Source organism: Actinoallomurus spadix (genome assembly GCF_024055725.1).
In the GTDB taxonomy this organism is placed as follows: domain Bacteria; phylum Actinomycetota; class Actinomycetes; order Streptosporangiales; family Streptosporangiaceae; genus Actinoallomurus; species Actinoallomurus spadix.
In genome coordinates this window covers 82,278-103,958 of record NZ_JAMXMX010000006.1, presented here as the reverse complement: position 1 = coordinate 103,958, position 21,681 = coordinate 82,278, and the positions used below count along the sequence as shown (strand labels likewise).

The following is a 21,681-nucleotide window of genomic DNA, read 5'->3' as shown; positions in this document are numbered from 1 at the left end:
AGGTCCGGCGCGGTGATCCGATGCCCTCACGATGCCGGTGTTCCAGCGGAAGATCGATTACGTGGGACGTAACGGCCCTGCCCCGGGTGCGGTGCCGTCCGGGCGCGTCGCCCGGCGTCGAATCCGCGCGTCCCGGGTATATCGAGACTCCCTCGCCCGACGCGGCCGTCCCGCGCGGGAGGCCGTGGCCTGAGCCCAGGAAGGGATCCGGGATGAGGAGATTCGCGGACCGCCATGTGGGCGCGGTCGGGCTCGGCTGCCGGGGGATGAGCCGGGCGGATCCCGGCTCCTCGCGGGACGATCGCCGGCCGGTCGCGCTGATCAGGGAGGCCGTGGACCTGGGCGTGACGTTCCTGGACACCGGTGACGTCGACGGCGCCGGGCACGATGAGACGCTCGTCGGCCGGGCCGTGCGCGGGATCCGGGATCTCGTCGTCGTGGGCACGGGAGTGGGGCGCGTCGTTGATCCGGAGACGGGGCGGACTCGCGGCGACGGCAGGCCCGAACACGTGCGCGCGGCCGTGGTGGCGAGCCTGCGCCGCCTGGAGACCGAGGTCATCGACCTGTGCTATCTGGAGGGCGCCGACCCGGAGGTGCCGGCGGCCGAGACGTGGGGCGCCCTGGCCGACCTGGTCGCCGAGGGCAGGCTCCGGCACCTCGGCCTGTCGGAGGTGACCGTCGCGCAGGCCGAGGAGGCGCACCGCGTCCACCCCGTGGCGGCGATCCGGTCGGAGCTGTCCCTGTGGAACCGCGACGCGCTCGACGGGGACGGGAACGTCGTCGGCTGGTGCGCCGCGAACGGCGCGGCGTTCGTGTCGTACGCCCCGCTCGGCCGGGGGACCCCGCGCGCCGGCGACGCCGTACGGAGGGTCGCCGAGCGGCACGCCGTCACGCCGGCGCAGGTCGCGATCGCCTGGACGCTCGCCCAGGGCGGCCACGTCATCCCCGTTCCGGGCACCACGCGGCAGTGTCACCTGTATGAGAACACCCGGGCGGCCGGCGTGGACCTCACCGAGGAGGACCTGGCCGAGCTCGACGCCGTGCCGCCACCGGCCCAGGACTCGGCCGGGCGCGTCACAGGTCCATGACGGCGAGGACGAAGCGGACGTCCTCCTGACTCTCATTGGCGTACGAGTGCGGCCGGTCGCCGTGGAAGACGGCCGCGTCGCCCGCCCCGATCTCCGTACGGCCGGCGCCGACGGTCAGGGAGAGCCGCCCGGACTCCACCGTGACGATCTCGCGGGTGCCCGGGGTGTGCGCCTCGCTGTCGCGGCACTCGCCCGGGCGCAGCACCCAGCGCCAGAGCTCGACCGAGGGGCGCGGGTCGCTCCCGCCGAGCAGCGTGCCGGTGCCGCCGGACGGCCCGTGCCACAGGACGACGTGACGGGCCGCGGGGAAGAACTGGATCGGTGGCTCCTCCTCGACCTGGACGAGCCGGGTGAGGGGGACTCCGAGCGCCTCGGACACGCGGATGAGCGTGCCGAGGTTGGGGTTGCCGCGGGCCTGTTCCAGGGCGACGAGGACGCCCTTGCTCACCCCGGCCCGCGCGGCGAGCTGGTCGAGGCTCCAGCCGTGGGCCGCGCGCAGGGAGCGTACGGTGCGGGCGACCGCGTCGCCGACCTTGTCCGTCACGCAGGACACCCTAAGGGGTCATTTCATTGCACCGCTCGGTATGCTCTAACGACCGAAGCCGAGAGGGAGTTGTCCGATGCTCGACCAGATCGCCATCGATGAGGCGGTTCAGGCCCTGCGTCCCGATTTCGCGGTCCTGCTGATGACCGCGGAGGGGCTCGCGAACGGGCCCTCGGACGGCCGTACCGGTGACGTCACGCCGTCCGAGGGCGTGGACGGCGGCCACGTGGAGGCGTGGCGCGAGGCGTACCGCGGCTTCGGCGTCAACCCCAAGCGGGCCCGGCCGTCGGTGGACGCGCTGCTCCGCCGGGGCGACCTCCCGGAGATCAACCGGGTCGTCGACGCCTACAACATGGTCAGCGTCCGGTTCGAGCTGCCCATCGGCGGCGAGGACCTCGACGCGTACGACGGGCCCGCCCGTCTCGTCCGCGCCGCCGGGGACGAGCCCTTCGACACGGTGAAGAACGGCGAGGCCGTCGTCGAGCACCCCGAGCCCGGCGAGGTCGTCTGGCGCGACGACACCGGAGTGACCTGCCGCCGCTGGAACTGGCGCCAGTGCACCCGCACGCGCATCACCGAGCAGACGAGAAACGCCCTGTTCATCCTGGAGCGGCTGGAGCCGTACCCGCTCGACCGGCTGCGCGCCGCGGGCGAGGCGCTGGCCGGCATGCTCGCCGAGATCTCCCCCGACGTCGTCATCCGTACGCGCCTGCTCGAACCGTGACGATCCTCCTGGCCCTCGCCTCCGCGATCGCGTTCGGCGCCGGTGACTTCTGCGGAGGCGCGGCGACACGGCGTTCCGACGACCTGAGGGTCCTGCTGGTCAGCCTCCCCGCCGGGCTCTGCGTGCTGCTGCCCGTGGCCGTCTTCACCGGGCACTGGCACGCCGCGCAGCTCGCCTGGGGAGCGATCGCCGGCGTCGCCGGCGGCGGCGGCCTGCTGGTCTTCTACCGGGCGCTGGCCATGGGACCGATGAGCGTCGTCGCGCCGGTGTCCGGGCTGATGGCCGCCGTCGTGCCCGCGGCCGTCGGCATCGCCCACGGTGACCGGATCGGCCTCACGACGGTCGCCGGGATCGTCCTGTGCCTCATCGCCATCTGCTTCGTCAGCATCGAGCGCGGGTCCGGGCCGGTGCGGCTTTCCGGCGGGCCGGTCCTCGCCGCCCTCGCCGGGACGTCCTTCGGTCTCTTCTTCGTGATCCTCAAGCTGGGCGACGACGGCACCCTGTGGCCGCTGGCCGCCTCCAAGGTGTCGGGGTTCGCGGTCGTGGTCGTCGTCGCCGTGGCGAGACGCCGCGGCCCCCTCGCGCTGGTGCGGGACCGCGCGACGCTCGGCATCGCGCTGCTGGCCGGCAGCCTCGACATGCTCGGCAACACGCTGTACGTCCTCGCCGCCCGCCTCGGCGTGCTCAGCGTCGCGGGCGTCCTCAGTTCGCTCTACCCGGCCAGCACCGTGCTGCTCGCCCGTCTCGTGTACGGGGAGCGGCTGCGGCCGGTGCAGCGCGTCGGTCTCCTCATCGCGGTCGTCGGCGTCGGCCTCGTCACGACCGGCTGAGCAGCGCGCAGGGTCAGCGGCTGCCGAGGTTGGCGACGATGCTGGAGTGCTGCGGGCTGGAACGCAGCCCGGCGGACTCCAGCGCCTTGCGGTAGGAGTCCATCATCGCCTCGGTGTCGCCGGCGGCGCCGAACAGGTCGCCGAGCTCCCGCCACACCCGCGCCGTGGCGCGTGAGGGGGGAAGCACGCCGAGCTGGTCTCCGGTGGCGCGCAGCGCGGTCAGCGCCTCCTCGCGCTCACCGGTGGCCACGAGTGCCTGGGCGAGCATGAGCCGGGCCCGGATGGTGGTCACCGAACCACCGGGGTGGGAGCTCAGCTCGGTCAGGACCCGCTGGGCGATCGTGACCGCGGCGCCCGGCTCGCCGAGCACCATCTTGGACCGTGCCGTCTCGATCAGGCACTCGGCCGCGTCGACGCCGCTCAGCGACTCCTCGGCCGCACGCAGCAGCTCCAGCGCCTTGGTGGCGGACTCCGCCGAGGCGTCGCCGGGCAGGAGGCTGCGCGCCGACGCCACCCGGAGCCGGGCCTGCGCCCTGGCCAGGGTCTCGCCCGCGTGCAGCGCGAGCGCCTGCTCGGCTAGGTAGAGGGCCTCACCGCCCGCGCCCTCGTCCAGCGCCCGCTGGCTGGCCTTCCGGTACGCGGTGATCATCGCGGCGGAGGTGGACTCGGACGCGGCGAGGAGCCGCTCGGCGAGCGTCCGCGCCTGCGCGGTGTCGCCGCGGTCGAGGTAGGTGGCGATGAGCGTGCGCCCGACCTCGGCCGCCTCCTCCCCGCCGAGCAACCCCAGCTGCGCGAGGCGCTCCAGCGCGGACTCGCCGAGCGCGATCGTACGGCCGAGGTCACCGGCGGCGCGGTAGCAGCGGGCGAGCACGACGATCACCGGGAGCCAGCCCGCACGGCCGCGGTCGCGCGAGGCCTCCTCGCGCAGCTCCTCCAGCGCCTTGATCGCGTCCTCCCCGTCGCCCCGGGCCTCCAGCGCGCGTGCCTGTCCCCAGCGGGCACGCTTGGCCAGGTCGGGGTCGTTGTCGATGGCGGAAAGGATGTCCGTGAACAACCGGAGGGCCTGGTCGGCGTCGCCGGCCAGCAGGGCGAGCTCCGCATGGCGGACGCGCACCTGCAGATGGAGGCGCTCCTCCGGCTCGATGCCCTCGGACAGGTACTCGGGTAGGCAGCCCAGTCGGCTAGCGAGCAGCCGGACCACCGCGGGCGTCGGGGTGCGCTTCCCCGACTCGATCAATGAGATGTAACTGTCGGACAGCTCAGTCCCGGCAAGCTGCGCCTGAGACAGATGTTTACTCAGGCGTAGGTTACGGACTCGCTCACCGACGCTTCCTTGACCGGGCATCTCGACTCACTTACCGAAGGGCTTCACCCGAAACGGGTTACGTCTTGTTCGTAGGGTGCACTACCTCACACATGGAGAGTAACCCAAACAACAAGGACAACATGGATAAGTTTTGGTCAAGACGTGGGTCGAATCAGTCGTCAGCGTCGTCCTTGCTCGGAAAGATCATGCTGCAGACCTCGAGGTAGAGCTGTTCGGGGTACGGAAGGAAGCTGACGACGCGGAACGCCTGGTCCTGCCCCGCGGACTCCAGGACGAACTCCCCGTAGCCGAGCATCCGCCCGGTGATGGACCGCTGGAAGCTCATGTCCGTGACCTTGGACAGCGGCATCATCGCCACCTTGCGGGTCAGCAGGCCCGTGGTCAGGAGCATGCGCTGGTTCGTGATGACGAAGTAGTCGACGGACCACTCGGCGACCTTCCAGACGAACCAGGCGAGCAGCACAAGCCACGCCCACCAGATCCAGCTGACGATCGCCCCGCCCTGCTTGGCCAGCAGGTTGCTGAGCACTCCGGCGATGATCAGGCCGCCGAGCACGAAACCGATCGGGGTCATCAGCACCGCGGGATGGCGCCGAACGGTGATCACCTGGTGCTCGTGCGGCAGCAGGTATCGGTGGATGGAGGCCGGCGCCGAATCGCCGGGCGTCACCAGCCTCATAGCACGGTCACGAATTGAGCCGCCGAAACGCGCGCCGGAGTGGGGCCACCGCCGGCGCCCCGGGTGTCGTGCGTCGCGTCACGGGACTTCGGCGAGGCGAAGCCCGTCAAGGCCCCGCCCGTCCGAGTGAGGTACTTCTTCAAGGAAACCCCGCCTCCCGAAGGCCGACCCACTGACCCATTAAATTTGTACACCACGCAGCGATGCAGTAGCAAAGAGCCGCTGTCAGACGACGCCGTACAGACGGTCCCCCGCGTCCCCGAGCCCCGGCACGATGAAGCCGCTCTCGTTCAGGTGGGAGTCGATCGCGGCGGTGACGACCCGGACCGGAACCGGACAGTCCGCGAGCTCCTCCTCCACACGGGAGATGCCCTCCGGGGCCGCCAGCAGGCAGATGGCGGTGACGTCGTCGGCGCCCCGGTCCATCAGGAGCCGGATCGCCGCGGCCAGCGTGCCGCCCGTCGCCAGCATCGGGTCCAGGACGTAGCACTGCCGGCCCGACAGGTCGTCCGGCAGCCGCGTGGCGTACGTCGTCGCCTGAAGCGTGCCCTCGTTCCGCACCATGCCGAGGAACCCGACCTCGGCGGTCGGCAGCAGCCGCGTCATCCCGTCCAGCATCCCGAGACCGGCGCGCAGGATCGGCACGACCAGAGGCTGCGGCCGCGTCAGCCGTACGCCCTCGGCCTGGGCCACCGGTGTGGCGACCGTCACAGGGGCGACCCGGACGTCACGGGTCGCCTCGTACGCCAGCAGGGCGACCAGCTCGTCGGCGAGCCGGCGGAAGGTGGGGGAATCGGTGGTCGCGTCGCGGAGCGTGGTGAGCTTGTGCGCGACGAGGGGGTGGTCGACGACGAGGGTCTTCATGTCCGAAAAGGTATCTGAATGGATGTCTGAGCATGGGGAACGTACCCGGCCATGAGCGATGGGACGAACCCCGACGACCACATGAGCCCCGAGGAGGTCCGTGACCGACTGCGACGCAGGGCCGTCTTCCTCCGGGAGCTGGCCGAGGCGAGAGAGCTCCGCAAGCGCGTGACCCCACGCCGATCGCGTCACGAACGCGTCCGTGAGGCGGTCCGCATGCGCACCTTCCGAGCCAACTGACCGGACCCGGGTTTTCCCGTGCCGCGAAACTTGACCCCCGGCATCTGCCAAGATGCCCGAGCAGGACGCGCGCGCGGGTGGGGTGGAGATGACTGAACTGGACACGGCGGACTTCGCTGTCGTGGTCTATCGCGAAGACGACGCGTGGGAGGTGGAGCAGCTTCCCATCGCACTGACGGAAGACCTCGAGGGGCTGATCCACGCTCTCCGGCAACAACCGAGCCTGGGCGGCGCCATCGGGCTCGTCGCGGTCGGCGACGACTTCTTCGTGGCGCTCCGGGTGCTCGGCGAGGAGGTCATCGTCTTCCTCTCCGACGTCACCGCGTCCGTGGACTGGGTGCTGGCCCGGCAGATCGTCGAGTACCTCGAGCTCGACATCCCCGACGACGAGGAACTCGACCAGGTGCTCCCGGCGGGCGACATGTCGATCTTCGCGGACCTCGGCCTGGACGAGATGGAGCTCGGCGCCCTCTCCGGAGACCTCGACCTCTATCCGGACGAGATGCTGGCGAGCATCGCCAAACGACTCGGCTTCGCCATCGCCTTCGAGCGCGCGATCGAGTAACGCCCGGTTTCGGGAGAGAATGGAACAGTGCCGTACTACTGCGGGGTGTTCGCACGCAGCGACGCCGGATGGATCGGGACCGAGCCGGACCTCACCGAGGTCACCGGCCTTGACGACATCGCCGACATCATGCGGGAGGCCGCCGTCGAGACGGCGGGCGACACCGTCGTCCTCCTCGTCGAGCAGGAGGACGAATGGTTCGCCGTGGTCCGCCTGGACGACGGCGAGGACCCCCGTGTCTTCCTCTCCGACGGCAGGGCGCCCCAGAGCAGCGAGCTGGCCGAGATGCTCAGCGAGCAGCTCGACGCCCCCGCCGAGACGTCGGACGAGAACCCCATCGGCGACCCGGAGCTCCTCGCCGGCCTCGGGACCACCCCGGAGGCCCTGACCGCACTCGGCGAACGCACCCTCCCCGGCGATGCGCTGTCCGTCATCGCCGAGGGCGCCGGGTTCGCCGAGGAGTACGACCGGCTCCGATAGCCCCGGCCGTGACGGACGCCCCAGGCCCCACGACGGACGAGGCCATGCGGCTCGCGCTGCGCGAGGCGCGGCGGGCCGCCGCCGACGTGCCCGTCGGCGCGATCATCCTCGCGCCCGACGGTCAGATCATCGGCTCCGGCCACAACGAGCGCGAGCGTACGGGCGACCCGACCGCGCACGCGGAGATCATCGCCATCCGCCAGGCCGCCGCGCGCCGGGGCGAGTGGCGCCTGTCCGGCTGCACCCTCGTCGTCACGCTCGAGCCCTGCACCATGTGCGCCGGAGCCGCCGTCCTCGCCCGGCTCGACCGGATCGTCTTCGGCGCCCACGACCCCAAGGCCGGCGCCGTCGGCTCCCTGTGGGACGTCGTACGCGACCGGAGACTCAACCACCGCCCCGAGGTGATCTCCGGCGTCCTCGCCGACGAGTGCGCCGCACCGCTCACCGAGTTCTTCACCGCCCGACGTGACCGAGGACCGTCCGAGTTCCGGTAGGCTGCCCTCTTGGTGGAGTCGCCTAGTGGCCGAGGGCGCACGCCTCGAAAGCGTGTGATGGGGCAACTCATCCGTGGGTTCAAATCCCACCTCCACCGCCATGTTCGGTGGCCCCCCTTCGGGGGCCACCTTCCCGTTTTCTGGCTTTCTTTCGGGGGGACGACCCCCCGGGCCCCCCGGTGCGCGGCTTCGCCGCGCCTCGTGACGCGATCGTGATCACGGATCCTGAAACCGGCGTGGTCCCTCTGGGAATCTCATTGCGGGATATCCCAACGGTTCAGGGGGGATCGTGCGCCTCATCCGGTTTTGGCTTGCGGCGTTCGTGGCGGTGGCCGTCGTGCTGTGTGGTGGCTGTAAGGGCGATCGGTCCGGGCATCGGTCTGAGGGGCGTCCGTCGGCTGTCCGCAGCACGCCCGTGGCGAGTCCGTCGGTGCGGCCGAAGAGTTTCACCGGGGTGATGGTGCGGGCGGAGGGTACGCGGGTGACGTACCGGCCGGCGAAGGTGAAGCATGTCGTCGACGAGTACAGCGAGTTCATCAGGGTCGCGGTCACCGGTCCGCAGGCGACCCTGGAGCTGAGCCCCGACGCCCGGATCCTGCTGCGGGTGCCGCTGGCCGGGGACGATCCGGCGGCCAAGTCGGTGACCCCGGCGACCTTCGCGGCGGCCCTGGCGCGGAACCGGGACCAGCTTCCGCGGATCGGCTTCACCGTGCGGGTCGGCGCGGACGGCCGGATCACCTATCTCGAGCAGATCTATCAGCCGTAGAGCCGTCCGGCGGCGCGTACGTGAGCGGTGCCTTCCTCTGCTGTACCTACTAGTATGTATGTTATGGACACCAGGGAGCGGCTGATCGAGAGCACGCGTGAGCTGCTGTGGGAGCGGGGGTACGTGGGGACGAGCCCACGGGCGATCCAGCAGCGGGCCGGGGTCGGCCAGGGCAGCATGTACCACCACTTCACCGGAAAGCCGGACCTGGCGCTGGCGGCTCTTCGCCGCAGCGCCGAGGACATGCGGGCCAAGGCGGAGGGCGAGCTGTCCGGGCCGGGCACCGCGTACGAGCGCATCGAGGCTTACCTGCTGCGCGAGCGCGCGGTCCTGCGCGGGTGCCCGGTCGGGCGGCTGACCCAGGATCCGGACGTCATCGCCGACGATGTGCTCCGGCAGCCGCTGGAGGAGACCTTCGACTGGCTGCGGCAGCGGCTGTCCCGGGTCCTCGCGGAGGGGCGGGAGCGCGGCGAGCTGGCGGCCGAGCTCGATCCCGTGGCCACGGCGGCGACGATCGTCGCCACGCTGCAGGGCGGCTACGTGCTCGCCCGGGCAGCCGCGTCCGCCGAACCGTTCGAGCATGCCATCAGGGGTGTGCTGGGCCTGCTCGCGACCGCTGTGAAGGGACGGCGCGGATGACCGAGGGGGCAGGGAGGTTCGCGCGGACCGTCCTCGGGGACGTGCCGGCGGACGAGCTCGGGATCGTGGACGCGCACGACCACCTGTTCTTCCGGAGCCGGCAGTTGCCCGGGCACGAGCTCGATGACGCCGACGCGGCGGTGTCGGAGCTGCGGGGGTTCCGCGCGCTCGGCGGTCGTACGGTCGCGCAGTGGACGCCGTACGGGCTGGGGCGGCGCGCGGAGGCGCTGGCCGCGGTGGCGAAGGCGGGCGACGTCCACGTGATCGCCGCGACGGGCATGCACCAGGCGGCGCACTACGAGCCCGGGGTCGTCGAGAACGTGTACGGGCGGCTGGACGAGCTCTTCGTCGAGGAGCTGACCGTGGGCATGGACGGCGGCACGCTGCCCCGCGCCGGCATGATCAAGGTGGCGGGCGGCTTCCACGGGCTGGACGACCACGCCCGTACGGTGATGGCCGCGGCGGCGCGGGCGCACCACGCGACCGGCGCCCCCATCGGCGTGCACCACGAGCTCGGCACGGCCTCGCTGGACGTGCTCGACCTGCTGTGCGGCCGGCACGGCGTGCCGCCGGAGCGCGTCATCCTCGGTCACCTGAACCGGTTCCCGGACCCGAGCGTGCACGCGGAGGCGGGCCGGGCGGGCGCGTTCCTGGCGTTCGACGGGCCGTCCCGGGCCAACCACGCGACCGACTGGCGGCTGTTCGACCTGCTCGCGGCGCTGGTCGAGGCGGGCCACGCCGACCGGCTGCTGCTGGGGGGTGACACGACCACCGCCGCCGCGCGGGCGTCGACCGGTGGCGGGCCCGGCATCCCGTACCTCCTGCGGGTGATGCGGCCGAGGATCGTACGGGACCTGGGCGAGGCCGTCGCGGAGCAGATCTTCGTCGCGAACCCGGCACGGGCGTTCGCCGTCGACTGGCGCGGCGGCGACCGGCCACGTGCTGCCGGGCCGGGAGCGGCCGGGTAAAGGAAACTTGGTGTTCCGCCCGCCCGTAGCGGGATCTATCGCGTCGCCGCGGACGTCATGCTTACTGACCGGAGTCGTCAGGCCTGGCGAGGTGGCGGCGGGTAGGGAGTGTCGTGTTCGGTCCGCAGGGCTTAGTGACCTTCACCGTGCTCATGCTCGGCTTCATGGGCGCGCTGTACTGGCTGGTCAAGACCCGGATGCTCGCGGTGCGGATGGTCGCCGGGGTGGTCGCGTTCGCCCCGGCCATGCTGTTCGGTGTGGCCCTGGTGAACCGGTTCTACGGCTACTACCAGAGCTGGGGCGACGCGTGGCGGGACCTGACGAACCAGGCCCCGGCGAGCGTGGCGCGGGTGCCCGACCTCGGTGACCGCCTCGACCAGGTGCTCGGCGAGGCGGTCAAGAAGCGGCAGGCGCGCAAGAACGGCTTCGCCATGGAGACCGTGCTGAACGGCGCGAAGAGCCACATCGTCCGCCAGGGCATCATCTACCTGCCGCCGCAGTACTTCCAGCCGCAGTACGCCGCGCAGCGGTTCCCGGTGATCGAGCTGATCCACGGTGCCCCGGGGAACCCGGGTGACTACGAGGGCCGGTTGAAGATCTCCGGCATGTTCCGCAGGCTGATGTCCGCAGGGAAGGCCAGGCCGGCGGTGCTGGTCATCCCCGACGTCGGCGGCGGGCGGGACCGGGCCACCCAGTGCCTGGACACGGTCCACGGCGAGCAGGACGAGACGTACACCGCGTTCGACGTGCCCGACCTCGTCGCCGCCCGGCTGCGCGTGCGACCGCCCGGTCCCGCCTGGGCGATCGCCGGGTTCTCCGAGGGCGGGTACTGCGCGGCGAACCTGGGGATACGCCATCCCGACCGGTACGGGATCGCGGCGTCGCTGAGCGGCTTCTACGAGCCGGTCAAGCGGAACCGGCTGCCGCAGCCGGTCGATCCGTTCGGTGGCGACAAGACGCTGCATGACGCGAGCTCTCCGCTGAAGGTGCTGGCCAAGCCCGGGTACACCGGCCGGCTGCCGCACTTCTGGGTGATGACCGGCAGCGGCGTCCAGGTCGACCTGGTGCAGGCACAGGCGTTCGTCGACCTGGTCCGGCGGTACCAGCCGGACGTCCCGTTCATGATCGTGAAGGGTGGTCAGCACAACTACGGCGCCTGGCGGGAGGCGTTCCCGAAGCTGTTCACGTGGGCGACGCCGAGGCTGTGGAGCGCGGCGCAGTGCACGCGGTCCGCCGGTAGTACGGCGTGTTAGCGGGAGCCGTTCTCGTCCAGGTCGAGGACGCGGGCGTGGAGGACGAGGCGCTGGTGCAGGGCGGCCCGCAGCGCGCGGTGCAGGCCGTCCTCGAGGTAGAGCTGGCCGCGCCACTGGACGACGTGGGGGAACAGGTCGCCGTAGAAGGTGGAGTCCTCCGCCAGCAGGGAGTTCAGGTCCAGTCCGGCCTTGGTGGTGATCAGCTGGTCGAGGCGGACCTGGCGTGGCGGGACGCTCGCCCAGTCCCGGGAGCTCAGCCGATGCTCCGGGTAAGGGCGCCCCTCGCCTACCGCCTTGAAGATCACCCCATGCAGTTTAATGCCGCGCCGGCCGGCCTCGCCTCGTTTGTGCGGCGAGGCCGGGGAGCCGTGCCGTACGCCCGTCGCGGGACCCGCCCGGCACGGCGCCGTGGGCGCCGTGCCGGAGACGGATCTCACACCGGGGAGGGCCTCGCCGCCCGAGGACGATCTCAGCGGCGCCGGCCGCGCCAGGACCGGCCGCGGGCCCGCCAGTCGTACCCGGCGCCGAATCCGGCGAAGTGCAGCGCGAGGAGCAGCAGTCCGATCGTGTCCAGCGTGGGGTAGTTGAAGAAGTCCGAGCCGGCGTTGATCCAGTCGGTGAGGAGCGCGACCGCGAAGCAGATCGCCGCGATGATGGCCAGCATGAGTGCCTCCTGAGGTTGATCCGCGTCCCCCCGAGACGCTGAAGGGATCTCCAGGAGGGCGAAGGTCAAACCTCGGAATCGGCGGGTCGGTGGACGCGCTGACGCGTGGTGCGGCAGCCACGGGTATTTTTTGAAGAATCCCCAGCCCAGACCCCCTATGCGAGGTTTCGTGCCCTCCCGCCCCTCTCCGACTACCAAGGCGTCCCCCGCCCGCCCGGCACCGGAAGCCGGACCGCCGGGCTGGCTGGTGCTCCTGCTCGCGGTGTCCTGCGGGCTGACCGTCGCGAACCTCTACTACGCCCAGCCCCTCCTGGCCGAGCTCACCCGCACGTTCCACGTCGGCGGCGTCGCCGCCGGCGCGCTGATCACCGTGACCCAGCTCGGGTACGCGGCCGGCATGCTGTTCCTCGTCCCGCTCGGTGACCGCGTCGAGAACCGGCGGCTCGTCGCGACCCTCCTCGGGATCACCTGCGCGGCCCTGCTCGTCGCCGCGACCGCCCCGGTGTTCCCCGTCCTCCTCGTCGCCTCGCTCGTCAGCGGGGCGACCTCGGTCGTCGTCCAGATCCTCGTGCCGTTCGCCGCCGACCTCGCGCCGGACGCCACGCGCGGGCGCATCGTGGGCCGGGTGGTGAGCGGTCTCCTCACCGGCATCCTGCTGTCCCGCGCGCTGAGCAGCCTGCTGGCCGACCTCGCGGGCTGGCGCGTCATCTACTTCACGTCCGCCGTTCTCATGGCCGTGCTGGGGCTCGTCCTCCGTACGACCCTGCCGCCGCATCCCCCGAAGACGGGACTGTCGTACGGCCGGCTGCTGCGCACCACCGTCGGGCTGGCGCGCGTTCACCCGGCGCTGCGGCGGCGGGCGCTGTACCAGGCGGCGATGTTCGGCGCGTTCAGCGCTTTCTGGACGACGATCGCCTTCGTCCTCACCGGCCCGCCGTTCCACTACTCCCAGCTCGGCGTCGGGCTGTTCGCCCTGGTCGGCGCGGGGGGCGCGCTGATCGCCCCCTGGGCGGGCCGCTGGGCCGACCGTGGGCTGACCCGCCCGATGACGGCCGTCGGCCTGGCCGGCGCGGCCCTGTCCTTCGGCGTCGCGGCGCTCGGCCGGCACAACGTGATCCTGCTCGGCGTCGCCGCGGTCCTCATCGACATGGCCGTGCAGACGACGCTGGTCCTCGGCCAGCACACGATCTACGCACTCGACGCCACCGCCCGCGCCCGGCTGAACAGCGCGTACATCGCGACGTTCTTCGTGGGCGGGGCGCTGGGGTCGCAGCTCGGCTCGGTCGCCTACCACGACTGGGGCTGGGGCGCGCTGACCGCCTTCGGCGCGGCCCTTCCCGTCCTGGCGCTCCTCGGCTGGTGCACCGAACGCCGCGCCTAGCCCGTACGGCGCGGTCGTCGGGAGCGCGGTCGTCGTGGAGGAGCGGTGACGCGGCCGGCGGCCGTCGCCGTCAGCCGTGGCCGATGATCACCTTGCCGAACCCGCCACCCGCCTCGCAGTAGGCGAGGGCCTCCGGGACCTGGTCGAACGGGAAGACCCGGTCGATGACCGGGCGCAGCCGATGCGCCGCGACCGCGCGGTTCAGCTCGAGGAAGTGCGCCCGGCTGCCCGTGGCGACCGGGCGCAGCACCGCGCCCGCCGTGAACAGCGTCCCCGGGTCGACGGGCCTGGCCCCCGCGGCGCCGGACAGCCGGTAGCCGACGAAGGCGACCTCGCCGCGGACCGCGACCGACTTCAGCGACTGCTCCAGCGGGCCCGCCGGGTCGACGACGCGATCGGCCCCCCGGCCGCCGGTCAGGCTGCGTACCTCCTCCGACCACGCGGGATTCCGCCGGTAGTCGATCACCTCGTCGGCCCCGAGCGCCCGCAGCCGCTCGGCCTTGGCGGCACTCGACGTGGTAACGATCACCCGCGCCCCGGCGAGTTTCGCGAACTGCAGGACGAACAGCGACACCCCTCCCGACCCCAGCGTGAGCACCGTATCGCCGGGCAGGGGGACGCCTCCCGTCGTCAGGGCGTTCCACGCGGTCACGGCCGCCAGCGGCAGGGCCGCGGCCTCCTCGTACGACAGGTGTTCCGCAACGGGCACCAGGGCGTCCTCGCCCAGCACCGTGTACTCGGTCAGCATGCCGTCGATCGTGGTGCCGAGCTGCGCGGCGTCCTCGCGCCGGAACGGCCCGTCGAGCCAGCGCGGGAAGACGGTCGCCGCCACCCGGTCGCCCGGCGCGACCCGTACGACGTCCTCTCCGACGGCCACGACCTCGCCGGCCCCCTCGCAGCCGGGCACCACACCCGGCCGGATCGGCAGCGGGTAGTCGCCGGCCAGCACCATCAGGTCGCGGTAACCGAGCGCGCTCGCCCGCAGCCTGACCAGCACCTGGCCCCGCCCGGGTTCGGGTCGCGCGTGGTCCCGGACGGTCAGCCCGGCGATGCCCCGGCCCGGTGTGTCGAGGTGATAGCTCTTCATCGAACGCCTCTCAGAGTCTCCTGCCGCGCGGTGGCACGGCGGCGCGGTGTGCGCCCACGCCGGGTGATCCTGCGAGGCGGCCACGACGCCCGGCAATTCCCCCGGAGGAATCGCCGGGCGTACGGAGCGCCGGTACAACTGGCGTGTGACCATGACGACCGAGCGGCCGAGCGTCGGTACGGAGCTGCGGCGCTGGAGACGCCTCCGCCGGCTCAGCCAGCTCGAACTCGCCCTCCTGGCGGAGACGACCCAGCGGCACCTGAGCTTCATCGAGAGCGGCCGGTCACAGCCGGGACGCGGGATCCTCATCCGGCTGGCCGAGTCGCTCCGCCTCTCGCTGCGCGAGCGCAACGCCCTGCTCGCGGCCGCCGGTTACGCGCCGGTGTTCAGCGAGTCCGGCCTCGACGAGGCGGCGCTGCGCCCGGTCCGTACGGCGCTGGAGCAGATCCTCCACGGCCACCTGCCGTACCCGGCGCTCGTCATCGCGCCGTACGGTCGGGTGGTCGCGGCCAACGACGCCGTCGAGGTGTTCCTGGAGGGCGCCGCGCCCGAGCTGCTCACGCCGCCGGTCAACATGATCCGGCTCATGCTCCACCCGGACGGGATGGCCCCCCGGGTGCGCAACCTCCCCGAGTGGGGACGGCACGTCACCGAGAACCTCCGCGCCCTGGCCCACCGCAGCCCGGACTCGCGTCTCGACGCGTTCGTCGACGAACTGACCGGATACCTGCCGGACACGCCGGTCGGCGCGGACCACCTCGGCTTCGCCGTGCCGATGCGCCTGGCGTCGGCGGACGGCGAACTCCGCCTGATCACCACGCTGACGTCGTTCGCCACCGCCACGGACGTCACGCTCGCCGAACTCCGCCTGGAGGCGTTCCTGCCCGCGGACCAGGCCACCGCCGACCTCCTCCGCCGCCGCGCCGAGCGCCGCGCGGCGACCCGCGGCTGAGCATCTACCATTCCGGCGTGCGCACTCTCGTCCTGTGGGACGTCGATCACACGCTGGTCCGCATCCGGGGGCTGAGCGCGGAGATCTACGCGGCGGTGTTCCGGCAGGTCACCGGCCGTGCCCTGGAATACCTCGCCGACATGGCGGGCAGGACCGACCGTGCGATCATCACCGAGACGCTGCGCCTGCACCGGATCGCCCCGACCGAGAGCCTCCTGACCGCCTTCGGCGACGCGCTCACGGCCGCCTTCGCCGACCGCGAGGACGAGATCGGCCGCCGGGGAAAACCTCTGTCGGGCGCCCGCGAGGCGCTGTCCGCGCTCGCGGCCCGTCCGGAGGTCGTCCAGTCCGTGCTGACGGGCAACCTGGAGCCGATCGCCCGCGGCAAGCTGGCCGCCTTCGGCCTGCACACGTTCGTGGACTTCGAGGTCGGGGCGTTCGGCTTCGACGACCTGCGACGGCCCCCGATGGTCGGGCTCGCCCGCGAACGCGCGACCGGCAAGTACGGAGATCCGTTCGACCCCGCGCACACGGTCGTCGTCGGCGACACGCCGCACGACGTGCTGGCCGGTCACCAGGGCGGCGCCCGGGTCGTCGCCGTGGCGACCGGCGCGAGCGACGAGGCCGCCCTCAGAGACGCCGGAGCCGAACTGGTCCTCGCCGACCTGTCCGACACCGAGGCCGTCGTCAGGTCGGTGCTGGGCGTGAGCGCCCCCTGACTCCCCGGTCGCGCAGCACCGCCGGTCACCGGCATCGTCCGGAGGTCAGCGCACCTGGAGGACGGTCTTGCCGCGCATTCCGGTGGCCTTGATACCGCCGGTGAGGGCGAGCGGTGCCTCCTCCAGGGGGGAGCCTCGCGCCGATGACGGGCCGGATGGTGCCCGCGGTGACGAGTGCCGTGAGCTCGGCGAGCCGCTCGGGCTTGCGATCGAGCCGGTAGTCGGCGGCACGGATGCGCTCGTCGGCGAGGAGTCTCTCCTCCAGGCCGGAGCCGATCGACAGCAGTGCCCCGCCGTCCCGTACGGCACCGGCCACGCTGCTCGTGAGGGAGCGGTCGCCGACGGCGTCGAGGATCGCGTCGACGCCCTCCGGCGCGAGCCTCCGCAGCGCCTCGTCGAGGGGCTCCGCACCGCGTACGACGATCTCCGTGGCGCCCAGCCTCCGTACCTCCTCCGCGAGCCGGGCGGACGCCGTGGCGATGACGCGGATTCCGCGGGCGGCGGCGGCCTGGATCGTGAAGGTGCCGACGCCTCCCGTCGCGCCGAGGACGACCAGGGTGCCGCCCTCGGGCACTCCCATGACGTCGATCGCACCGAGCGCGGTCATACCGGCGGTCGGCAGCGCGCCGTCCATGCCGAGTGTCAGCGGGAACCGGTACCCCCCGAGCGCCGCCAGCGCCCCGGAGGCGATGGCCAGGTCCAGGGGGTTGATCGACGCCGCCTCGATCGCGACCCGCACCTCGCCGCCGCCGGGCTCGGGGACGGGCACCTCCCTGAGGGCCGGCGTCTCTCCGAAATGCGCGATCCCGATCGCTCGCATGCTTTTCTCCGTTCCGCGGTTGGCCTGCCGTCGCATCAGCCTGGGGGAGCGGCGAGGGCCCGGGAAGGACCGATCCGGCACCGACCATGAACGAAAAGGCATCGATCACGATGCCGATCGGGCAATAGTGTGAGAGGCATGCCGGCGGAGTCCCGGGCCCTGCGGTACTTCGTCGCGGTCGCGGAGGAACGCAACTTCACGCGCGCCGCGGCACGGCTCGGCATCGCCGGGCCCGCGCTGTCACGGGCGATCCGCAACCTCGAGGCAGAGCTCGGCGTGCGACTGTTCGAGCGCTCCACGCGCGTGGTCGAGCTGACCGAGCCCGGCGCCGTACTGCTGACTCACGCGCGGCCCGCCCTGGAGGCCCTCGACGCGGCGGTCCGCCGTGCCGTACGGGCGTCGGCGCCGCATCAAAGCGTGCTGCTCGCCGTCAAGGCGGACGCCGACGGCGGCCTGCTGGAGGACATCCTCGCCGCGGCGGTCGCCGAGCCCGGCGCCGGGCCCGTCGCCGTACGGCTGTGCGGGTGGCGGGAGCACCCGCACCTGTTGCGGACGGGTGAGGCCGATCGGTCGCCGCGCGCTATCCCCGGCGCGCCGTGGCGTACGTCCCCGTCGAGGACTGTCCGCCCGCCGCACTGGTGATCGCCTGGCCGGAGCGGTCCCGCAGCCGTGCTGGTGCGCGCGGCGGTGGCCGTCGCCGCGTCGCGGGGGATGGGCGCGGCCGTCGAGGGCGCGGGGTGAGCGCGGTACGCCGGTGGTTCAGGGCGACGGGTCCGCCGGCCGGGTCAGTCCGTACCGGACCAGCTGGGTACGGGAGGCGATCCCGAGCTTGGTGAAGACCTTGTGCAGGTGGTAGTCGATGGTCCGGGGGCTGAGGAACAACTGGTCCGCGATCTCGGGGTTGGTCAGGCCCTGCGTGGCCAGGGTGGCGATCTGCAGTTCCTGAGGGGTCAGCCGGTCGATGGCCCCCGGGGCGGTGCGGGCCGCGGTCTCCCCGGTGGCGCGGAGCTCCGCGGCGGCGCGTTCGGCGAGGGGCCGTGCGCCGATGCCGGTGAGCAGTTCGTGCGCGGCCCGCAGATGCGGCCGTGCCTCCCGGCGGCGGCGTCGGCGGCGCAGCCACTCCCCGTACAGCAGTTCGGAGCGGGCACGTTCCCACGGTGACAGGGCGGCGGCGAGCCTGACGGCGTTCTCGTAGTGCTCCTGCGCCGACCGTTCGTCGAGCAGGGCCTGACAGCGGGCGAGGAGCGCCCGCCGCGCGTCGGTGGGCGCCGCGGCGACCCAGGCGGCGAAGGTCCGGGTCAGGCGCTCGGCCTCGTCGCGGCGGCCGGAGCGGATCGTGGCCTCGATCGCGTCGGGCATGGCGGCGAATCCGACGACGGGGTTGAAACCGGGGTTCCCGACCGCCGTCACGGGCAGGAGCCGTTCGGCGGCCTCCGCCGGCCGCCCGGCGCCGAGTTCCGCGCAGCCGACGGCCCACCGGGCGAGCGCGGCGTGATAGGCGGACCCGTTGCGCTGGGCCAGCACGAGCACCTCGTCGGCATGCGCGCGGGCCTCGTCGTACCGGCCGCGCACCGCCTCGACCATCGCCAGGTGATCGAGGTGCGTCGCCCTGCCCTGGCCGAGTTCCGCCGCCAGCCGTTCGCCCTCCTCGGCGGCGGCGTAGGCCAGGTCGTAGCCGCCGGCACCGATGAGGTCGGCGGACTGCTGGGCCAGGGCGATCGGCAGGAGGCTGATCAGACCCTGACGGCGTGCCAGCCGGACGGCTCGTTCGGCGTGGGCCAGGCCGGCTCCCATCCCGTGGGCGATGGACTCCGCGCGGGCGGCCCAGACGAGCGCCCGGGGGTCGTCCGCGCGCCCGGCCTGCTCGGCGGCGGCGCCGAGCAGGTCCTGTGCCTGCTCGTACGCTCCCGCGAGCAGCTTCGCGTGCCCCCGTACCAGGAAGGCGATCAAGCGGTCGCGGTCGGTACGTGGCGTGATCGCGGCGGCGTGCTCGGCCAGCACGCCGAGTCGGCCGGCGTCGCCCAGGAAGAACGCCGAACCCGCGGCCTCGATCAGCGTCTCCAGCGCGCCGGACGGGTCCCTGCTCGCCTGCGCCGCCTCCAGCAGCTGGTCACAGGCGTTGCGGAGATGGCCCGCGCGGGCCTCGATGATGCCGCCGAGGCGGAGCAGCCGCGCGGACGGCTCGCCGTCGGCGTTCGCGAGCGCGCGGGAGGCCACCGCCCGGGCGCGGTCGGCCCGGCCGGCCGCCCACAGGGCCTCGGCCGCGGCGGCCAGGCGGAGGGTCCGGCGGCCCTCGCCGGTGCTCAGCTCGGCCGCCCGCAGCAGTGCCGCGGCCGCCGGCGCGTGGGCCGCCCGGCGCGTGGCGCGGTGGGCCGACTCCTCCAGGGCCGCGGCGATCTGCTCGTCGTTCTCCACGGCCGCCAGCGCCTGGTGCCAGACGCGGCGGTCGGTGTTCTCCTCGCCGCGCAGGACCCGCGCGAGCGCGGCGTGGGCGCCCCGGCGCCGGCTGAGGGTCGCGCCGTCGTAGATGGCGGCGCGCACCAGGGGGTGGCGGAAGGTGATGCGGCCGCCCCGAGTGTGGATCAGGGCGGCGTGCTCGGCCGCGTCGAGGGCGTCGTCGGGCAGGTTCAGCACGGCCGCGGCCCGCAGCACCACCGCCGCGTCACCGGTGTTGTCCGCGGCGGCCAGGACCAGGGCGGTCCGGGTGGCCTCGGGCAGCCGCCCGATGCGCTCGTGGAACATGCGCCGGATCCGCGGCGTCAGCGGAATCGTCTCCGGCAGCGGTTCGTCGCCGCGCAGTTGCGCCTCGGACAGGCTGCCGGGAATCTCGATGAGGGCCAGGGGATTGCCGTGCGCCTCGGCCAGGAGCCGTGCCCGGACCGCCGGCGCCACGTCCTTGCCGGTGACCGTGAGCAGGGCGGCGGCGTCGGGTTCGGGCAGGCCCTCGACGAGGATCTCCTCCAGACCCGGCGTGGTGAAGTCGCCCGGCTCGCCGTCGCGGACGGCGATCAGCACGGCCACCGGTTCCGCCCGGAACCGGCGGGCGGCGAACAGCACGGCATCGCTCGACGGGCGGTCCAGCCACTGCGCGTCGTCGACGAGGATCAGCAGCGGCCGCCGCTCGGCGGCCGAGGCCAGCAGCATCATCAGCTGCGCGGCGACGCGGAACCGGTCGGACACCGCCTCACCGGTCGCCCCGGACAGCCCGATCGCCGCGGCCAGCGTGCCGGAACGCTCCGGAGGCATCGCGAGCAGCGTGTCGGTGAGGGGGCTGACGAGACCGTACAGGCCGGCGAAGGCCAGCGCGGACTCGTGCTCGAATCCGGTCGTCCGGAGCACCAGCGCCCCCGGTGCCCGGGCCGCGGCGTACTCCAGCAGCGCCGTCTTCCCGATGCCGGGCTGCCCCCGCAGGACGAGGGCGCCGCCCTCGCCCTCAGCCGTACGGGCCAACAGGCCGTCGATCTGCGCGCGCTCCCGCTCTCGGCCGACGAGGGCAGGGGGCATGGGGGGTCGTGGCATCGCGCGATCAGGATATCCGCGCTGGTCCCGGGGGTCGTCCATCGTGCCCGGGCGGTACGGGCACCCCACTGGTGACCGGACTGGTGACGTCGCAGATGTCCTGGTGGGCGCCTCGGACGGAGCATGGACGACGTCGGGCCGAACGGCCCGCTCTCTACTGTGAGGAGCAGGACATGACCGGACAGACGTGGCTGATCACCGGTGTGAGTAGTGGCTTCGGCCGCCGCATGACCGAGCGGCTGCTCGCGGACGGCGCCCGGGTCGCGGGCACGGTCCGCGACCCGGACTCGGTGGCCGACCTGAGGTCCGCCTACGGCGACCGGCTGTGGCTCGCCGAGCTGGACGTCACCGACCTCCCCAGGGTCCGCCGGGTCGTCGACCGAGCGTTCGAGGAGCTGGGCAGGATCGACGTCGTGGTGAACAACGCCGGGTACGGCCTGTTCGGCGCGGCGGAGGAACTCACCGACGAGCAGGTACGGCACCAGATCGACACGAACCTGACCGGCTCGATCCAGGTGGCCCGGGCGGCGCTGCCGCACCTGCGGGAACAGGGCGGCGGCCGCATCATCCAGATCTCGACGTACGGCGGCCAGGCCACGCACCCGGGAGCCACCCTGTACCACGCGAGCAAGTGGGGCATCGAGGGCTTCATGGAGTCGCTGGCCAAGGAGGTCGCGACCTTCGGCGTCGAGGTGACGATCGTCGAGCCCGGCGGCGCCCGCACCGGCTTCCGCTCCGGCGGCGCCCGCCTGGCCGAGCCCCTGGCGGCCTACGACGGGACCCCCGCTGCCATGGTCCGCGGCATCAGGACTGCCCCGCCGTCCGCCGGCGACCCCGCGAAGATGGCCGCCGCGATCATCGCGAGCGCCGGGCGGACCCCCGCGCCGCGGCGCCTGGTGCTCGGCAGTGACGCCTACCGGTTCATGCACGACGCCCTGACCGAGCGGCTGGCCGAACTGGAGGCGCAGAAGGAGAGCGCCGCCACGACCGGCGGTTGCACAGCGGCCTGGACCAGGAGTGATCGGGGATAGCCGACCCGCCGGGGATCAGCCGACAGCTCCTGGTGATGGTCGGTGAT

General features: G+C 72.9%; 25 protein-coding genes and 1 tRNA gene. 17 read left to right on the top strand and 9 right to left on the bottom strand.

From position 1 onward, the window contains the following. The first annotated feature begins 212 nt into the window (after nt 1–212). Entirely contained in the window at nt 213–1,088 is an 876-nt protein-coding gene (locus NE235_RS10205) for an aldo/keto reductase (RefSeq protein ID WP_252801122.1), read from the top strand. On the opposite strand, the gene NE235_RS38120 is transcribed toward NE235_RS10205, so the two are convergent. Next, on the bottom strand, nt 1,075–1,632 hold the full coding sequence (locus NE235_RS38120; RefSeq protein WP_252801121.1) for a helix-turn-helix domain-containing protein: 558 nt from the start codon (nt 1,630–1,632) through the stop codon (nt 1,075–1,077). The genes NE235_RS10205 and NE235_RS38120 overlap by 14 nt on opposite strands. 76 nt (nt 1,633–1,708) lie before the next feature. On the opposite strand from NE235_RS38120, the gene NE235_RS10195 reads away from it, so the two are divergent. Beyond that, nucleotides 1,709–2,356 carry a B3/B4 domain-containing protein gene (locus NE235_RS10195; protein ID WP_252801119.1) on the top strand — a complete coding sequence of 216 codons (648 nt, stop codon included), beginning with the start codon at nt 1,709–1,711 and terminating at the stop codon, nt 2,354–2,356. Continuing rightward, complete coding sequence (locus tag NE235_RS10190; RefSeq protein ID WP_252801117.1) at nt 2,353–3,186, top strand: EamA family transporter; 834 nt, start codon at nt 2,353–2,355, stop codon at nt 3,184–3,186. The genes NE235_RS10195 and NE235_RS10190 overlap by 4 nt, the downstream gene beginning before the upstream one ends. Nucleotides 3,187–3,199: 13 nt before the next feature. Here NE235_RS10190 and NE235_RS10185 read toward each other — a convergent pair whose 3' ends face one another. From NE235_RS10185 to upp, 3 genes are all read right to left on the bottom strand, one after another. After that, nucleotides 3,200–4,531: a helix-turn-helix domain-containing protein gene (locus tag NE235_RS10185; protein ID WP_289848436.1), complete on the bottom strand. Its 1,332-nt coding sequence runs from the start codon at nt 4,529–4,531 to the stop codon at nt 3,200–3,202. Between the two features lie 133 nt (nt 4,532–4,664). Further along, a complete protein-coding gene (locus NE235_RS10175; protein ID WP_252801115.1) occupies nt 4,665–5,192 on the bottom strand; it encodes a PH domain-containing protein in 528 nt (175 codons plus the stop codon). Between the two features lie 225 nt (nt 5,193–5,417). Continuing rightward, nucleotides 5,418–6,056: a uracil phosphoribosyltransferase gene (gene upp / locus NE235_RS10170; RefSeq protein WP_252801113.1), complete on the bottom strand. Its 639-nt coding sequence runs from the start codon at nt 6,054–6,056 to the stop codon at nt 5,418–5,420. Nucleotides 6,057–6,107: 51 nt separating this feature from the next. On the opposite strand from upp, the gene NE235_RS10165 reads away from it, so the two are divergent. The 9 genes from NE235_RS10165 to NE235_RS10125 all read left to right on the top strand — a co-directional run bounded on the left by NE235_RS10165 (nt 6,108) and on the right by NE235_RS10125 (nt 11,461). After that, entirely contained in the window at nt 6,108–6,296 is a 189-nt protein-coding gene (locus NE235_RS10165; RefSeq protein ID WP_252801111.1) for a hypothetical protein, read from the top strand. An 88-nt stretch (nt 6,297–6,384) separates the two neighbouring features. After that, nucleotides 6,385–6,861: a tRNA adenosine deaminase-associated protein gene (locus NE235_RS10160; protein WP_252801109.1), complete on the top strand. Its 477-nt coding sequence runs from the start codon at nt 6,385–6,387 to the stop codon at nt 6,859–6,861. 27 nt (nt 6,862–6,888) lie between these two features. Then, nucleotides 6,889–7,341, top strand: coding sequence for a tRNA adenosine deaminase-associated protein (locus NE235_RS10155; protein ID WP_252801107.1), 453 nt, complete (start codon nt 6,889–6,891; stop codon nt 7,339–7,341). A 44-nt stretch (nt 7,342–7,385) separates the two neighbouring features. Continuing rightward, entirely contained in the window at nt 7,386–7,835 is a 450-nt protein-coding gene (tadA, locus tag NE235_RS10150; RefSeq protein WP_252801732.1) for a tRNA adenosine(34) deaminase TadA, read from the top strand. An 11-nt stretch (nt 7,836–7,846) separates the two neighbouring features. Next, nucleotides 7,847–7,936, top strand: a tRNA-Ser gene (locus NE235_RS10145). A 329-nt stretch (nt 7,937–8,265) separates the two neighbouring features. Next, entirely contained in the window at nt 8,266–8,601 is a 336-nt protein-coding gene (locus NE235_RS10140) for a hypothetical protein (protein ID WP_252801105.1), read from the top strand. Between the two features lie 63 nt (nt 8,602–8,664). Beyond that, a complete protein-coding gene (locus tag NE235_RS10135) occupies nt 8,665–9,240 on the top strand; it encodes a TetR/AcrR family transcriptional regulator (protein WP_252801103.1) in 576 nt (191 codons plus the stop codon). After that, nucleotides 9,237–10,208: a phosphotriesterase family protein gene (locus NE235_RS10130; protein WP_252801101.1), complete on the top strand. Its 972-nt coding sequence runs from the start codon at nt 9,237–9,239 to the stop codon at nt 10,206–10,208. The genes NE235_RS10135 and NE235_RS10130 overlap by 4 nt, the downstream gene beginning before the upstream one ends. Before the next feature lie 134 nt (nt 10,209–10,342). Then, on the top strand, nt 10,343–11,461 hold the full coding sequence (locus tag NE235_RS10125) for an alpha/beta hydrolase (protein ID WP_252801099.1): 1,119 nt from the start codon (nt 10,343–10,345) through the stop codon (nt 11,459–11,461). On the opposite strand, the gene NE235_RS10120 is transcribed toward NE235_RS10125, so the two are convergent. Continuing rightward, complete coding sequence (locus NE235_RS10120) at nt 11,458–11,766, bottom strand: type II toxin-antitoxin system VapB family antitoxin (RefSeq protein WP_252801098.1); 309 nt, start codon at nt 11,764–11,766, stop codon at nt 11,458–11,460. The genes NE235_RS10125 and NE235_RS10120 overlap by 4 nt on opposite strands. A 164-nt stretch (nt 11,767–11,930) precedes the next feature. Next, nucleotides 11,931–12,125 carry a hypothetical protein gene (locus NE235_RS10115; protein WP_252801096.1) on the bottom strand — a complete coding sequence of 65 codons (195 nt, stop codon included), beginning with the start codon at nt 12,123–12,125 and terminating at the stop codon, nt 11,931–11,933. Between the two features lie 169 nt (nt 12,126–12,294). Here NE235_RS10115 and NE235_RS10110 point away from each other — a divergent pair, with 169 nt between their 5' ends. Beyond that, complete coding sequence (locus NE235_RS10110) at nt 12,295–13,506, top strand: MFS transporter (protein ID WP_252801093.1); 1,212 nt, start codon at nt 12,295–12,297, stop codon at nt 13,504–13,506. 70 nt (nt 13,507–13,576) lie between these two features. Here the strand turns inward: NE235_RS10110 and NE235_RS10105 are convergent, their stop codons facing one another. Further along, complete coding sequence (locus NE235_RS10105) at nt 13,577–14,593, bottom strand: zinc-dependent alcohol dehydrogenase family protein (RefSeq protein ID WP_252801091.1); 1,017 nt, start codon at nt 14,591–14,593, stop codon at nt 13,577–13,579. 151 nt (nt 14,594–14,744) lie between these two features. On the opposite strand from NE235_RS10105, the gene NE235_RS10100 reads away from it, so the two are divergent. Beyond that, complete coding sequence (locus NE235_RS10100) at nt 14,745–15,545, top strand: MmyB family transcriptional regulator (protein WP_252801731.1); 801 nt, start codon at nt 14,745–14,747, stop codon at nt 15,543–15,545. Between the two features lie 17 nt (nt 15,546–15,562). Continuing rightward, the gene (locus NE235_RS10095) at nt 15,563–16,264 is read left to right on the top strand and encodes an HAD family hydrolase (RefSeq protein WP_252801088.1); all 702 of its coding nucleotides are present in this window, start codon (nt 15,563–15,565) and stop codon (nt 16,262–16,264) included. 25 nt (nt 16,265–16,289) lie between these two features. On the opposite strand, the gene NE235_RS10090 is transcribed toward NE235_RS10095, so the two are convergent. Beyond that, nucleotides 16,290–17,084: a zinc-binding dehydrogenase gene (locus NE235_RS10090; protein WP_252801086.1), complete on the bottom strand. Its 795-nt coding sequence runs from the start codon at nt 17,082–17,084 to the stop codon at nt 16,290–16,292. A 138-nt stretch (nt 17,085–17,222) separates the two neighbouring features. Here NE235_RS10090 and NE235_RS37275 point away from each other — a divergent pair, with 138 nt between their 5' ends. Continuing rightward, nucleotides 17,223–17,726, top strand: a complete 504-nt coding sequence (locus NE235_RS37275; RefSeq protein WP_289848434.1) for a LysR family transcriptional regulator — start codon at nt 17,223–17,225, stop codon at nt 17,724–17,726. A gap of 117 nt (nt 17,727–17,843) precedes the next feature. Here NE235_RS37275 and NE235_RS10080 read toward each other — a convergent pair whose 3' ends face one another. Next, nucleotides 17,844–20,603, bottom strand: a complete 2,760-nt coding sequence (locus NE235_RS10080; protein ID WP_252801084.1) for a helix-turn-helix transcriptional regulator — start codon at nt 20,601–20,603, stop codon at nt 17,844–17,846. Between the two features lie 173 nt (nt 20,604–20,776). Between NE235_RS10080 and NE235_RS10075 the strand changes: the two genes are divergently transcribed. After that, nucleotides 20,777–21,634, top strand: coding sequence for an SDR family oxidoreductase (locus tag NE235_RS10075; protein ID WP_252801082.1), 858 nt, complete (start codon nt 20,777–20,779; stop codon nt 21,632–21,634). Nucleotides 21,635–21,681 lie beyond the last annotated feature (47 nt).